The sequence below is a fragment of the Paenibacillus xylanilyticus genome, from assembly GCF_047246825.1.
Taxonomy (GTDB): domain Bacteria; phylum Bacillota; class Bacilli; order Paenibacillales; family Paenibacillaceae; genus Paenibacillus; species Paenibacillus xylanilyticus_B.
This window is the reverse complement of sequence record NZ_JBFOLB010000001.1, coordinates 316,275-331,305: the sequence shown is the minus strand read 5'-3', so window position 1 is coordinate 331,305 and position 15,031 is coordinate 316,275. Positions and strand designations below refer to the sequence as shown.

12 protein-coding genes are annotated in these 15,031 nt (G+C 47.2%); all 12 read right to left on the bottom strand.

Annotated elements, in window-relative coordinates; translation table 11 throughout:
- Nucleotides 1-2 precede the first annotated feature (2 nt).
- The gene (locus tag AB3N00_RS01430; RefSeq protein ID WP_413032956.1) at nt 3-533 is read right to left on the bottom strand and encodes a hypothetical protein; all 531 of its coding nucleotides are present in this window, start codon (nt 531-533) and stop codon (nt 3-5) included.
- Nucleotides 534-719: 186 nt separating this feature from the next.
- Nucleotides 720-1,559 carry a formylglycine-generating enzyme family protein gene (locus AB3N00_RS01425; protein WP_413032955.1) on the bottom strand — a complete coding sequence of 280 codons (840 nt, stop codon included), beginning with the start codon at nt 1,557-1,559 and terminating at the stop codon, nt 720-722.
- A 125-nt stretch (nt 1,560-1,684) separates the two neighbouring features.
- Entirely contained in the window at nt 1,685-2,320 is a 636-nt protein-coding gene (locus AB3N00_RS01420; RefSeq protein ID WP_175398879.1) for a glycoside hydrolase family 11 protein, read from the bottom strand.
- Nucleotides 2,321-2,409: 89 nt separating this feature from the next.
- Nucleotides 2,410-3,177, bottom strand: coding sequence for an alpha/beta hydrolase (locus tag AB3N00_RS01415; protein ID WP_413032954.1), 768 nt, complete (start codon nt 3,175-3,177; stop codon nt 2,410-2,412).
- Nucleotides 3,178-3,962: 785 nt separating this feature from the next.
- Entirely contained in the window at nt 3,963-4,949 is a 987-nt protein-coding gene (locus AB3N00_RS01410; RefSeq protein ID WP_413032953.1) for a glycoside hydrolase family 43 protein, read from the bottom strand.
- 85 nt (nt 4,950-5,034) lie between these two features.
- Nucleotides 5,035-6,057: an endo-1,4-beta-xylanase gene (locus tag AB3N00_RS01405; protein ID WP_413032952.1), complete on the bottom strand. Its 1,023-nt coding sequence runs from the start codon at nt 6,055-6,057 to the stop codon at nt 5,035-5,037.
- Nucleotides 6,058-6,120: 63 nt separating this feature from the next.
- Entirely contained in the window at nt 6,121-7,677 is a 1,557-nt protein-coding gene (locus tag AB3N00_RS01400) for a glycoside hydrolase family 43 protein (protein ID WP_413032951.1), read from the bottom strand.
- Nucleotides 7,677-8,516, bottom strand: a complete 840-nt coding sequence (locus AB3N00_RS01395; RefSeq protein WP_413035162.1) for a carbohydrate ABC transporter permease — start codon at nt 8,514-8,516, stop codon at nt 7,677-7,679. The genes AB3N00_RS01400 and AB3N00_RS01395 overlap by 1 nt, the downstream gene beginning before the upstream one ends.
- Before the next feature lie 112 nt (nt 8,517-8,628).
- On the bottom strand, nt 8,629-9,594 hold the full coding sequence (locus AB3N00_RS01390; RefSeq protein ID WP_413032950.1) for an ABC transporter permease: 966 nt from the start codon (nt 9,592-9,594) through the stop codon (nt 8,629-8,631).
- Nucleotides 9,595-9,733: 139 nt separating this feature from the next.
- Nucleotides 9,734-11,410, bottom strand: a complete 1,677-nt coding sequence (locus AB3N00_RS01385; RefSeq protein WP_413032949.1) for a sugar ABC transporter substrate-binding protein — start codon at nt 11,408-11,410, stop codon at nt 9,734-9,736.
- Between the two features lie 230 nt (nt 11,411-11,640).
- On the bottom strand, nt 11,641-13,182 hold the full coding sequence (locus AB3N00_RS01380; RefSeq protein WP_413032948.1) for a response regulator: 1,542 nt from the start codon (nt 13,180-13,182) through the stop codon (nt 11,641-11,643).
- Entirely contained in the window at nt 13,172-14,992 is a 1,821-nt protein-coding gene (locus AB3N00_RS01375) for a sensor histidine kinase (protein ID WP_413032947.1), read from the bottom strand. The genes AB3N00_RS01380 and AB3N00_RS01375 overlap by 11 nt, the downstream gene beginning before the upstream one ends.
- Nucleotides 14,993-15,031 lie beyond the last annotated feature (39 nt).

Below are 15,031 nucleotides of genomic sequence, written 5' to 3'. Positions count from 1 at the left end.
GATTATTCCTCATCCTCTTCTGCCTGCTGGCTAGGCGGAGCCATTAGCCCTTGTACCGCCCCCATAAACGGCTGGATGGACTTGATCATCCCGTAACCCATTTTTACGACCGGCACGAATCGCTGGATCATGCCGAACAAGCGCAAACCTCCACCAAGCATGCCCCCAGCCGAAGCCGCACCGCCCAGACCCCCGAAACCGCCTAACAACGAGCCCATCATGGGTAAAAAGGATGATACTTGTGCACGAGATGCTGTACTTGATCGCATAGATGACTTGTGCATGCTGTTCACCCGTTTCCGACTCGGCGAAGATTTGCCTTTGCCGCTCGAACCAGCTTTTCGTTTAGCAGCATGGGAACTCCCTACTCCTGTTGCCGGACGTGACATTTTTCCTCCATTGGTAAGTACCACGCCTCGGCTGCTCACCCCAGTGATGTAACCGATGTATGTTTCACCGTTATGAAGAGTCACACAGACCGGCCGATCCTTATACCGCTTTGCCTTTACACGTATTTCATTGGTTTTAGCCATGGAATATCACCTCAATCTGCTGATCTGCTATAGTCTACGCGCTGGGTGGACTGCTTGACTGTGCGAATGGGACATCCGCGTGCCGAACAAAGGATCGACAAAATGAAACTTGCGCTTCATATAGATTAGGTAAAAGTTCGTAAGCATTGAAAATAAAAAAAGGCCCTTCTGTAATGAAGGGACCGATTATTTGCTTCTTACGACTCGAAAACCCTGATCGGGTCCAAACCCATTTGCATCGAATTTTCCCGGAAAGGAAATTTCATTGTTGTTAACACCGCCAATCCAGCCACCTCCCTTGACCACACGCCAAGTGTTCTCCGGGCTTTCGGGATGACTGTACCAGTCCCAGCACCATTCTCTCACATTTCCAGACATATCGTGGATTCCTAACTCGTTTGCCTTCAGCGTCCCCACTTTTTTCGTTTGATTCCGATTATTCTCGATGGCCGGCCAGCTCCAGTCTCCGGTTAATATCTTGTCCCCAGCATTGATCCAGTACCACGCCACTTCATCAGGATTATTGCTTCCACTGTAGACATAATTCAGACTTTTTATACCCCCGCTTGCGGCATATTCCCACTCCGCTTCTGTAGGTAAGCGATATCCATCAGCACCTTCATTAATGGTAATTGTCCATTTTAAATGGTCGTTTTCATTCTTATTGTTTGTATCCGTCGTATTCTTGTCGATCTCATAATAAGGTTTCAGGTTTTCCTTGATGCTTCGTTGGTTGCAATATTCCACCGCATCATACCAGCTCACCATTTCAACCGGCAAATCATCTCCTTTGAAACCGGACGGATTCTCGCCCATAATCTCCTGCCATTCCTTCTGAGTCACTTCGTATTTCCCAATGTAAAAGTCGGACAGCTTTATGTTCTTGCCACTAAAAGTGGACTTGTTATTCTTAAACGTCCCACCCTCCACGAAAACAAGATTATCGCCAACACCGGAGCCGGTTGTTGAACAAGCGCTCAGGCCAGCGACTGCTATGATTAAAAGAATGACCATCCACTTCTTCATTCAAATGTCTCCTTTGGAACTGTAAATTGAAAGCAAGACAGGCTGTGAACCTGTCCTGCTTTGAGTCTGTCCAAGAAGGTATGGGTTACAATAACCTCCTGGTTTAATTGAAAGATCAACGAATGTTACCAGACCGTCACATTAGAGCTTCCGCTGCTTTGATATCCTTCTGTTGCCATTACCTGATAGGACCAGCTGTTGCCCAGATACATTCCTTTACTTGCCCACGCATTCACGTGATTACTAAACGTGATGGTAGAGTTTACTCCAATTGGCCGTTTGGTTTGTCTGACACTCCAGTACTGAGGGAAGGTTTGCGTACCGTCAATCGAAGGTGCATTGTATCTCATCGTTGTATAGATGTCGTATGTGCCGCCATCACTGTTTACCGTACCTTTATATGTTCCGGTTGGACGATATGTCCCCCAGTTGTCCACCACGTAATACTCAATAAGTGCATTTCTGGTCCAGCCGTAAAAGGTCAAGTATCCGTTACCGGAAGGAGAAAATACGCCGGCATTGTAGTTGACTACCCGATTAGGCGTACCGTATGTCCACCCTTTCCCGACAACAAAATTCCCGGTGTTCTGCCAGGTTACGCTGTAATTTCCGCCAGAGCCATTCACGGCATTGACCGTTCCTCCGCCATCTGTCCAATTCTGCCAATAATCTGTCGCCGCACTTGATGTAGCCGCAAATACTCCGAAACTCATGGAAGCTGCAAGAACGACCGTCAATAATTTTTTGCTGAATTTGAACATGGTAGAATACCTCCTGATATTTAAATGGATTTAGTACTGACCATATGTCGATTTTCATTTCCCTGGGTCTGGGTATTTCATGGATCAGATTACTTGAAAAGACGTTTCGAAAATAAATATAGATCGTTCTTCCACACCGGCCAGTCATGCCCTCCGCTCTCTTCATACCAAACGTGAGGTAATCCTTGCTGCTCCAAGTATTGATGTACGCCAATGCTAATCTGTATGAGATTATCCTGATCACCACAGGAAAGCCACAGCAACGAGAGGAGTGAGGAAGCTTCCGCCGGATCGGGTACGAGAAATTCCGGAGCTTTGGTGTTTGGAGCTGCGGAAAAGGCACCGACCCAAGCAAAATGGTCAAGGTTTCCCAATCCGATGTTCAGGGACTGGCCTCCTCCCATGGACAAGCCTGCAATTGCCCTGTTGTCCCTGGTTTTATTTGTGGGATAAACGGACTCGATAAAAGGTATAAGGTCATGAATCAGGTCCGATTCAAAACGTTCAAAAGCTCTTATTTTCTCAGGCTCGAAAAGGTCTCCCTCAGCGCGATCATTGGGCATGGCGCGACCGTTGGGAAGAACAACAATCATCGGTTCAAGCAGGTTGTCGTTGTAAAGATTATCGAGAATAATCTGCGGTGCGCCATAGTTGTGCCACTCTGTTTCGTCCCCACCAATCCCGTGCAGCAGATAAAGGACAGGATACGTGAGCTGCGTAGAAAATTCTGGCGGTGTATACACCATTGCTTTACGTACATTGCCAACCGTTTCGGAGTGATATTCTAGCGTCTCGATTACTCCGCGCGGTATGTTATCTCGGTATTGGTCAAATCCCGCCGGTGCTGAAGATATCATGTGTAGTACTCCCTTCATGGCTTGCATTATCCCTTCGAACTGGATGAGTCTTAGTTAATCGACACAGCCGAAAACCGGAATTGTGAACGTCTATCCTCATACTCTCCTGCCATTTTGATGGTAGGCTGTGGTACAGAAGATTCCAACCGTTCTCAAGTACGCTATAAGGAAGGTTCATCAATTGCTTGTTATTTGAAGCAAGCGCTTCCAACAGTGGGCTTTCGTAACCCATTCCCCGGGTCTTTCTCCAGCGTTGTTATTGCAACTTTGACAATGAAGATATCCGGATAAACGGTGTCTTCGGTGCAGATCCCGGTCATCACGTCCAATTTCCAACTGTTACAGCATCACCATCCTTTCCGCAAGATTTTACAATCCAAGAAAAGCATGTTGAAGGAGTCAAAACTTCAGATATATCAGTATCAAACGTACTCCTTCTCTTAAAGTGTAGCGCTTACATAATTTAACAGCAACCTGATAAAGTATAGGACTTGCTTACCGAGCTGCCCTGATGCCTTCCATGAGGCCGAACCGCATTAAGCAAAGACGTTTTTATGTAAATCAGGATGCATGGTTGGCAAAATCCGCTCGTTTAAGGGAAATAAAGATCTATACTTATTAAAGCGCTTACATAAAAAGAGGGTAAAAAGCATAGCTTGCTTCTTACACTTACACTCTGAACTTCAAAACCGTGCCAGTGCCCTTGAAACAAACAACAAATCAAGGGCAACTTAAAGGCCACGATTATAGGTACTTCCGCCATTCATGCAGTACCTTTAGTTCTGTTACTTCTCTGGATAGGGATCAATCATACGAATAGTACCGTCCGAATTGTACGTCAGCTCGGCCAATTTTACGCAGCGTTTGTAGTCGATGCCTCCAGAAAGAGAACAATCATGATAGAACAAGTACCATTTCTCTTGAAATTGAACAATGGAGTGATGCGTTGTCCAACCCGAAACAGGCGGCAGGATGGTTCCCTGAAACGTAAATGGTCCCATTGGGCTGTCTCCGATGGCATACACCAGCTTGTGCGTCGTTCCCGTCGAGTAGGACAGATAATATTTGCCATTATACTTGTGCATCCATGGCCCTTCGAAATATCTGCAATCCTCGTTACCTGCAGTCAGTGGCTTTCCTTCCTGATCCACGATAAGAATTTCCACCGCCTCCGAAGCCATTGAGAGCATATCCTCGCTCAGCTTCGCAATTCTTGGACCGAGCGCAGGTTCATCGGGAGCAGGGCCTTCTGCATGTTCTACATAACTACCTGTCTGCCACTTCTCCAATTGTCCGCCCCACAGCCCGCCAAAGAGCATGTAGGACTGTTCATCCTCGTCAATGAAGACGGCAGGATCAATGCTGTAGCTACCATCAATATAATGCTCCTCCGGCTTGAACGGGCCTGCCGGTGATGGTGATGTAGCCACGCCTATGCGAAAAATGCCTTCATGGTCTCTCGCAGGAAAAAATAAGTAATACGTGCCGTTTTTAAATGCGGCATCCGGCGCCCACATCTGACGGGACGCCCATGGAACATCCTTCACATGCAGCGCCTCGCCATGATCCGTCACGGGTGAATCCGGGCCAGCCATGGATAGAACATGGTAATCTTCCATTTTGTATTGATCTCCATTGTCATTCACCGGACCATCGTGATCCAGATCATGGGAAGGGTAAATATAGAGGCGATCCTCGAACACATGCGCTGACGGATCGGCAGTGAAAATATGAGTGACTAGAGGTTGATGCATGTTAGATAATTTGGACATCCCAATGACTCCTTCCATAAAATATACTATCGAGCCCATCTCTACCAGATGTAAAACTGATTCATGATGCTTCATTAGTTCATGTTTACTTGGGCGCAGCTATTCGGGCAACACGTCGATAGGCTTCCTTGGGGCGCTGTGCCTCATCGAACAAGAATGGCCAGTTTTTCCGTCCCCGAACAGGGAAATGATCCAGCCAGGTATAATCATCAGCAGCCCCCCAGAATGTCACGGCACTAATGTGTTCACTGTATTCGTGAAGCAGGCGGAATATGGATTCGTATCGTTCGGCTTGCAATTCCAGCATGTCACGCGTGGGTTGAACCAGATCCGTACGTCTGTCTTCGAACCGGAACATCGACACATCCAGTTCGGTAAGCTGAAGCTGTAGGCCAAGCTGCGCATACCTCTCAATCGCGGTACGCATTTGGTCCAGAGAAGGATCGAACAAATTCCAGTGCGCCTGTAAACCGACACCATGAATCGGTACGCCTTGATCCAGCAGCGAACGAACGAGCCGATAGATGCGCTCCCGCTTATGCGGATTGGACTCGTTGTAATCGTTATAGAACAAAAGCGCCTGCGGATCTGCTTCATGAGCGAATTCGAACGCTTTCGCGATGAAGTCCTCTCCGGCAATATCCAGCCATTTGGAAGGCCGCAGAAATGCGCTCTCATCGTTCTCATCATCGGATATAACTTCATTCACGACATCCCAGCAATAGATGACGTCCTTATATCGGCCAACCACTGTCTGAATGTGTGATTGAAGCCGCGCCAACAATACGTCACGCTCCGCAAGACCGCCTTTATCATTCTCAAACAGCCAATTCGGGGTCTGGTTATGCCAGACTAATGTGTGGCCACGAAGCGCCATGCCTTGCTCTCTGGCAAATGCAGCAATGACGTCTGCGTCTTCAAATGTGTACAACTCCTCCTGCGGATGCACGCTGGAGAATTTCATTTCGTTCTCAGCCGTTATACTGTTAAAGTGATACTCAAGCAGTGATTTCTGGCTTTCGATTGTTCTCGGATTCACTGCTGCTCCGATGTGAAAAGCATCCTTGTACAATGTCTTCAATGGAGTCTCTGTTCGCAACGCAGCCATGATTTCCCTCCTCTGTATTGCCGAATCCCCTCACTCCTGTGGCTCCTGTACGTATCCTGAGAGCTAGATCACATACTCGAACCAGTCGAAGCGGGCAGGCGTGAGGCTTGCCTTGCCATTGCCGGTAGCATACAGCCCGACTACCGCTCCGGTAAAGCACATTTTATGCACAAAATCCTCTGGAGAAATGGCCCGCGCCGCACCTGAACCCACGCTTAACCAGTTCTCTCCATCCGGGGAGCAACTAAGCTTATATTCCTTTTCTGTCGATTCGATTCGGAGCCGCAGCACGTCCGCTTCGGTCTCGCTCTCATGCACGATTTTCGACTCTCCACGTACCGTTAGGCGGGCAAAGATCATGTTGCGTCCTTCTGATCGCCTTACCCCAAGCTCATAGTGTGCATCCTCATCCCGGCGGATGCATAATCCAGCTTCTTCACCATCGGCAGCTGGCACAAACGACATGCTAGCTGTAAAGCTGGCTTGAAGATGCTGCTGTCTCCGGCCAATAAATGTAATCTGGCCAACGTCACTGAGACCTGCCTCCTGACCATACAATGTCAGGAAACCTGGTTGTTCCGTAATGGAGCATGCTCCTTCTGACGGATTGCGCACAAACAGCCACTGAGGCCCAAGCTCTGCATCAAAGTCTTCACGGCCCTCCACGATTGCTGCGTGGCTCTCCGGTATGGCAGGCACTGTCATCGGCAGGCGCTGAACAACCATATCCAGGCTTACCGTTCCTTCATTGTTGTCAATGTGCGGCCAGCCTTCGTTCCAAATGACCGGTGCGAGGAACGTTTCCCTTCCGAGCACACTGTACCCCTCCTCGGTCAATCGAACGCCAAGGAATACGGCCCACCAGTCGCCGTGATGATCCTCCACCAGATCGGCATGTCCCAGATACTGGATGGGATGGTCCAGGTTGCGGTGAGTCAGGATGGGTTCGGGATAGCGTTCAAAGGGCCCGTAAGGCTTGTCGCTTCGGCCGATGATTTCCCGATGTTCTTTGGCTGTCCCGCCGGAAGCAGACATCATATAATACATGCCGTTGATTTTGTACAAATGCGGCCCTTCGGTCCAAGGCCCACCATCCCCATGCCAGACGACTTGTGGTTCAGAAAGCGCTTCTCCCGTCGCAATATCGATCTCGTACTGAATGGCGTGTGAATTGTAATCCGCACCTTGCTGTGCAGTAACATACACTTTGCCGTCATCGTCAAAAAACAGAGATGGGTCAATTCCACCGTAAGGTATGCGAATTGGTTCGGACCACGGTCCGGCAGGATTGGTTGCCGTGACGTAGAAATTACCGATGCCCCTCACGTCAGTTGTTATCATATAAAACGTGCCTTGGTAATAACGCAGCGCAGGAGCATAGATCCCGTCCGAGCTCTTCTGATCGGTCAAATCAAGCTGACTCATCCGGTCCAGTACATTTCCGATCTGCTCCCAATGAATCAGATCCCGGCTCCGAAAAATCGGCACACCGGGAAAATACTCAAACGAACTGCAAACAAGGTAAAAGTAATCCTCTGCCTTCACAATGCTCGGATCCGGATAAAATCCGGGAAGAATCGGGTTGGCATAATGAATTGTCTGCGATTGAAGCTGTGGCATTATTCCTTCACACTCCCTACGTTAAGTCCAACGACAAAGTACTTTTGCATAAATGGATATACGAGCAGAATCGGAACAGACGCGACAATCGTCACTGCCGCTCGAATAGAAATTGGCGTTACCTGTGTTGAATGCTCCACCCCCACGCCATTGGCTACGGAAGGATTACTGTTGGCATTCATGCTAGAAGACAACAGCTTCATCAATTCATATTGCAGGGTGCTCAGCTCTTGACGGGATGACGTGTACAGAAATGCATCGAACCAGGAATTCCAGGCCCCAACTGCGACGAAGAGCGCAATCGTCGCCAGCACTGGTTTACATAGCGGGAAAATAATTTTCCAGAAAATTCTGAAATCTCCTGCACCGTCAATTTTGGCAGATTCGATCAAGCTTTCGGGAATCGTGTATATATAAGTACGAATAACGATCAGGTTGAACGCACTGACCAGTGATGGCAGGACATACACCCAGAAGGAATTGAGCAAATGCAAATCCTTCATCAGGAAGTACCCCGGAATTAGCCCTGCATTGAAATACATCGTCAGTACAAATATGGTTGTAATCAGCTTGCGGAAAATATAATCGCGCCGACTCAGCGTATAAGCCAGCATGGTAGTTAAGAAAATATTCAGAACGGTAGAAAGAACTGTACGTGCAACGGAAACCATAAACGCGTTATAAATTGTACCTGACGCAAATACGGCTTTGTAATTCTGCATGGTGAAATCGCGAGGCCATAAATATAAGCCTCCCCGAATGGTGTCATTCCCTGCATTAAACGAAACGACAATCGTGTTCAAGAACGGATACAACGTCACAATGACAAGCAGTATCATGAAGATGGTATTAAAAGTGTTGAACAGAAACGGTTCGATGCCCCTGGCACCAGGGCGGCGTACGGAAAGTGCCGCTGTATTCCCTAAACCGGATAATGGTGTTTTTTTCATATTATAAGAGCCTCTCTTCCCCAAGCCGCTTGGCGGTCCAATTCGCTACAAGTAACATGGTAATGCTGACTACGGTTTTGAATATTCCGCCTGCAGTTGCGAGCGAATAATTGCCCTGTGCAATCCCGTATTTGAGCACGAAGATATCAATCGTTTCCGCCCAGTCAACAACCAACCCGTTACCCAGCAAATACTGAACCTCGAAGCCCGCTTCCAGAATATGCCCAATGGACATAATCAACAGGATGACAATGGTAGGCTTGATTCCCGGCAAGGTGATATTCCACATTTTTTGATATCGATTGGCTCCATCAATATCGGCTGCTTCATACTGTGCCGGATCAATAGAGGCCATGGCCGCCAAATAAATAATTGTACTCCAGCCGACTTCTTTCCAGATATGGGAACTGGCTACGACTCCCCAGAAATATTTCCCTTCCGTCAGCCACAGAATAGGCTCATTTATCAAGTGCAGCTTCATAAGGATATCGTTGATAATCCCATCAGAAGCGAGCGATGTCGCCACGATGCCGGTAACGATAATCCATGATAAGAAATGGGGCAGGTACGAGATGGTCTGTACCGTCCGCTTCCACATAATCTTTTTGATCTCATTGAGCAACAATGCCAAAACAATGGCGGTAACAAAACCCAAAACCATGTTAATGACGCTCATGGCGAGCGTATTGCGAAGCACCCGCAAGAAATTGTCATCGCTAAATAAAAATTGAAAATGCTTGAATCCTACCCAAGTTTGCTGCGAGAAGTCTCTGGCCGGTTTGTAATCCTGAAAGGCCATCGTCCAGCCCCAGACAGGCACATAGGCAAAGACAATAATGTATGCAAGCAGAGGAACAGACATCCATATGAGCTGTCTCTGTGCTTTGATGTTTTGCCAGGTCAGCCGCCTGATTTTCGGTTTTTTCTTCGGGCTGTGCGGCTTGGTTCCCACTACAATTTCCTCCATAATATCAAGCCCCTATCCATCTTTATAATGTAAGGAAAAACGTCCGCCGACGCATCTTCCTTGATGACAGACCGCGTCCAGCAGCATGTTTTTCACAAAATCAGGAAGGAAGGCATCCTTCCTTCCTGACGCTAATCTTTTATTTCACAGACCAGTTATCAATTCTCCACTTCAACACTTCATTGATGCGATCTTCATATGTTTTGATGTCCAGCTTTTGAATTTCAGAAACGTATTCATTCCAAACACTGTCAAACTCTGATGTACCGGCCAAGATTGCTTTTGGCAAATATTTGGTCGACAATTCGTTCAACTTCGTATTGGCAATCTTGGCTGGAGATCCCTCAACCAGATCGACAGACCAAGCAGGGTAAGTCACCGGATTCTCTGGTGGAGCACTGAAGAAATCGATATAGCTGTTGAAACCATATGCATCCAAAACTTCCTTGTCAAACGGTTTCAGGCTTGCCTGGTATTCTTCTGGCTGATTACTTGCCGAAGTTGCGTTGCCATCGCTAAAGTACCCTTCGACTTTCGGTGCAGTTCCATAAAATGCGTCTGCTTTGTTAGCAAGCTTCCAGGCAGCATCCGCAGCATTGTCGCGCTGTTCTTGTGTCTTCATAAAGCGGCCTTCTTCATTGACATAATAGTCTTCATCCACAATGCCCCAAGTGAGTGTTTTCTGCCATTCTTCCTCCATCAGTTTGTCGAGCACTTTGAGGATTTTTACAGGGTCTTTGGCACTCACGGTAATACCGAAACCATTGTTGAGATTCAGTGCTGCGCGGTCACGATAATAGTCTTTGGTGCTGTTGTCATACACAAGCGGGAAACCTACATAAGTACGTTCGATTTTGTCTTGCGTTATAAGGGAATCTTCCGCGCTTTGGAAATTCCAATGTTGATCGAACATGCCGAGTACGGAACCACTGGACAATTTGGCCATATATTGGTCGTAGTTCTGTGCAAACGCTTCCTTATCTAGCAAGCCTTGGGCGTTGATTTCATTTAGCTTCTGATAGTACTGTTTGGCATAATCCTTATCGGCGAAGATCTCCGCCTTGCCATCGTTGACGACCACTCCGCCATCATTCGGATGACCGATCAAATGTTGAGGCGGGTTCAACAAGCCCCAGTTTTTCCAGTCATAGTTCAGGACCTCAAAACCGATGGTCGGCTTGCCGTCAATAGTCGGATATTTCTCTTTGTATTTCGCGATCAGGTCGAAGTATTCATCCAGTGTTTTTGGAGTCGGATAACCGAACTCTTTCAGTACGGCTTTTTGAATCCAGAACGCGGGACCGCTGTAATAGGTGTCAGCTACTTCGCCGTTATATGCACCATAGTTTGGCAGGTAGTAGATATGTCCATCATTCGGGTCCTTCATTTGATTCCAGTATTTTTCGTAATGCTTCTTCAAATTGGGAGCGTGTTCCTCAATCAGATCTTCAAGTGGAATAACCGAACCGGCTGCCGTCAGTTTGGTATCCGCAGAGATCAGGTCTGGATAATCCCCACCGGCAATCATGACACCGAGTTTTTGGTTTTTGTCACCAGCCAGGAATTCGAATTTGAATGAAACACCAAGCTCTTCCTTCATTTTCTTGTAAATCTTGTTGTCAGCGGTTGGCTGCTGTCCGGCCTCGTTCAGGAATACCGAGATTTCTATCGGATTGTCAGGCCCTACCTCTGTACCACTTCCCTCTTCTCCGCTGCCTGGGTCATTTGTACCGCCGGAACAACCAGCCAGTACAACGCTCAGTGACAACAGCATAGTTGCCCCCATACGGAAAAACTTCTTTTTACTGTCCCCCATAAAGCACCTCCAAAGTTTGATCTCGCCTTGATGAAAGCCCTTTCATTTGAATAATTTCATTATAAATTTTACGTCGCATGGAAACTATATTCGAATTATAGCTCTTTCCGAGAAAAGCTCAGGTTTTCTATAAATACCTAAAGGTTTACATTGTAGGACATTATTTTCCTGATATTGCAAGAAAAAAAATTCCGCTAAATCTTCTGCTTTCTTTTTTGAAGGTACTTTGCCTAGACGTTTTTCTTATATTCATTAGGAGACATGTCCATACGTTTCTCAAACTGCTTCAGAAAATGATGGTAGCTGGAGTATCCAACCTTTTCTGAAACTTCGCTATTTTTGTACTGATTCAGCTGGAGCAGCCGACAAGCCTCCTCAATCCTCAAATTATGGAGCAGTTCATTGAAGCCGATTCCATTTTTTCGTATCAGCAGTTGTCCCAAGTAGGCCGGATGCAGAAAGAAGCGTTCAGCCAGCATCTTAATGGTCAACCCCTCCCGGAAATGCGCATAAATATAATCGTTAATATCCTGTACAATACCTTGCGCTTCTGAGGCGTTCTCCTTAAGCAAAAGCTCAAAACAGACTCGTCCGCACGAATGCAGCATGCCAATCAAATCATCAAAGGTAAGAAGGGCTTCGTCCAGATTCGGGATTTCAAATAGACGGTTTGAATCTGCTGAATCCTCCGCCATTTTTGCTCCCATATAAGCCCTAATTTCATGAAGAAGGTATATTACAAATTTGCGAGCCGCTTCCGGGTGAACCCTGGTTTCCCGAAATGTTTGTTCAATAAACCCCACAGCGGACTGATAACTGGTGTGATCAATGAGCTGAAACGCCCCCAGTACTCTCTCCAGCAGCTCTACCTGATTGTAGTGCCTTTGAAAGGCGTGATACTTGACCGCTTCATATTCTATAATCTTGTTCCGTTCCGTTTCATAAAAGGCATGCAGCATCGCTTCCTCTGCTGTAATGCGGGAATTGCTAATGCTAATGAGGGAAGATTCGGGTAAGCCTACCGCCATAAATACACGAAAGCCCGCCAAACGGCGAGCCAGTGTCTCCAATCGCGTTCTTACCGTTTCTTTCGTTCCCTGGATTGCAGAGGCCAATTCGCCAAACACGATCGAAACAAGATCACTTCGCAAACGAATCATATAAACGGCATCCCATCCGTTTAGAAACTCCGCAGCATGACTGCTCCATCGGCCATAATCTTCAGCGGACACCTGAATCAGGCATACATTCCAGACATCTGCTGCACGGGACAGCGACTCCATTAAGTGAGCAGCTTCTGTCGATAGCGTGCTGCCCATCAGCGCTTCCTTCATTGTCAACATTTTCTGCTCTCTCTGTGCGATCTGTCCAATTTGATGCTGCTCTTGCTCCTTGAGCAGTTCCTTTCTCATGATGCGAACTTCGGACTCCACCTGTTCATCATCCAGTGGTTTGAGCAGATAACGGGAAACTCTGAATTTAAGTGCCTTTCGCGCATATTCGAAATCGCTGTAACCCGTAAGAATAATAAACTTAGTTGTCCAGTTGCCTCTGTGCCGCCATTCCTCAATCATCTCCAGTCCATCCATAATTGGCATATGTATATCTACCATGACAAGATCCGGCTTCAGCTCCTCCATTTGTTTCAATCCTTCCGCCCCGTTTCCGCAGACGGCACACACCTCGAAGCCAAGACTTTCCCAAGGAATCCAAAGCTGCAAGCCTTCGAGCGCCCATGGCTCATCATCAATCAGTAGCACTTTAAATGCCATTATCCTTGCCTCCTTTTTCCTGACGTTCCAGCAGCTGCAACGGAATTTCGAAAGATACCTCAGTCCCCTCTTCCATTCTGCTCACCAGGTTAAAACTCACTTTATCGTCATAGTACAATTCCAGACGGCGATACACGTTACGCATGCCAATATTGCTTCCTCCACTTTCCTCCTTGCTTCGCATATGATAGAGAACCTCTTGCAGACGCTCCTTGTCCATGCCCTTGCCATTATCGGATACAACGATACGCAGACGCTCACTCACGACCTCAGCTCGAATTCTCACATAGCCAAGACCCTCAATGGCCTGAATGCCATGTTTGCAGGCGTTTTCCGCCAATTGCTGGATGCTCATTTTCGGTATTTTATACTGTCGTGCCTCATCAGTAATGTCAATGTAGTACTCAAACTTGTCCCGAAAACGGAATTTTTCAATCCCCAGGTACATGACTGTAAAACTCATCTCCTCCTCCAGCGTGACCACATCGTCCTTCCAATTCAAGAGACGACGAAGCAGCTTGGACAAGTCCTTTATGATATCCTTGACATCCGTATAATTATTTTTGGCGCTAACCACAAGCAGTGCATTCAGCGTATTGAATAAAAAATGAGGATTCATCTGGCTTTGCAACATATTAAGCTCGGCGCGGATACGCTCGGCTTCCTGGCTCCGTTGCTGAATTTCCAGCTTGTATACATTGTTGATCAATGAATGAATCTGGGCAGTCATCATATTGAAATTCCGGATCAAGTGACCAATCTCATCTTGTCCACCGTCTATGTTGATCAGCTCGAATTTCTCATTCCCGACTTTTTGCATGTGTCTGGACAAGCGTTTCACCCGATAATTGTAGGACCGCAGCATGACATAAATGAAAATGGAAGTGATCAGGGTAATGATCCCCGCCAGCATGCCGAAATAGAGCTGCATGGATAGCATCGCTTCTTTGACACGCGTTTCCTGGGGCACGCCAATCAGCTTCCAGCCTTTCACATAGCTGGCATTGCCAATCGAAACAATATGTAGGTCTTTGTCTGCCGCCTTACTCATATCGAACAACGCATAATTGCTATCCACCTCGCCCTGATATTTGTCATCCGCAGACACGATGATTTGATTCTGGGCATTAACCAGATACAGATCCAGCGAACTCTTTTCTCTGGCGATCACGTCATAGAAACGATTAAGGTAAAAGTCGATGCGGACCAGTTTCTGATAAGAGCTGTCCGCATTGTAATAGTCCATTTTTTCGATCACGCTAAAGTAAGAAGAAGTCGCAGCCCGATCATTGGCTGCCTGATCACGGTAGGCGAGCACGCGCAGGGACTCCCCCGCCGCTTTCCACTGCTTGAACCACGTGCTGGAGCGCGTCGTACTATCCAGAAAATAATAATCCCCTCCAGGCACAATGGTTGGATTGTCGGTATAAATGCCAATTCGCTGAATCTGATTGTTCACAGGAATATAGGAGGTCACCCGGTGCCGAAGCTGATCATCGAGCGTGCTGTAGAAATCCAGTTGGCCGTTATACACCCGATCCATGGATTCGGACAATAATTTGTCCGTGATCAAGGCATGACTGACAGCAATGCCACCATCAATCATGGTATGAATGTCCTTTCTTGCCCGTTCCAGCGATATTTGCAAATTGTGCTCCTCACGCTCCTTGATCAGCCCGGACATGCGATCCATAAACAAATAATTACTCGCAAAGATGGGCAGCAAAATTCCAATTACATAGATCAGAATAAACTTATAATTCAACGGGATATCGTTCACGATGCTGCGGAAACGGATTTTTCTGAACATGTTTGCTATCGCCATCCTTCGTTCATCTCATCTTCCGAA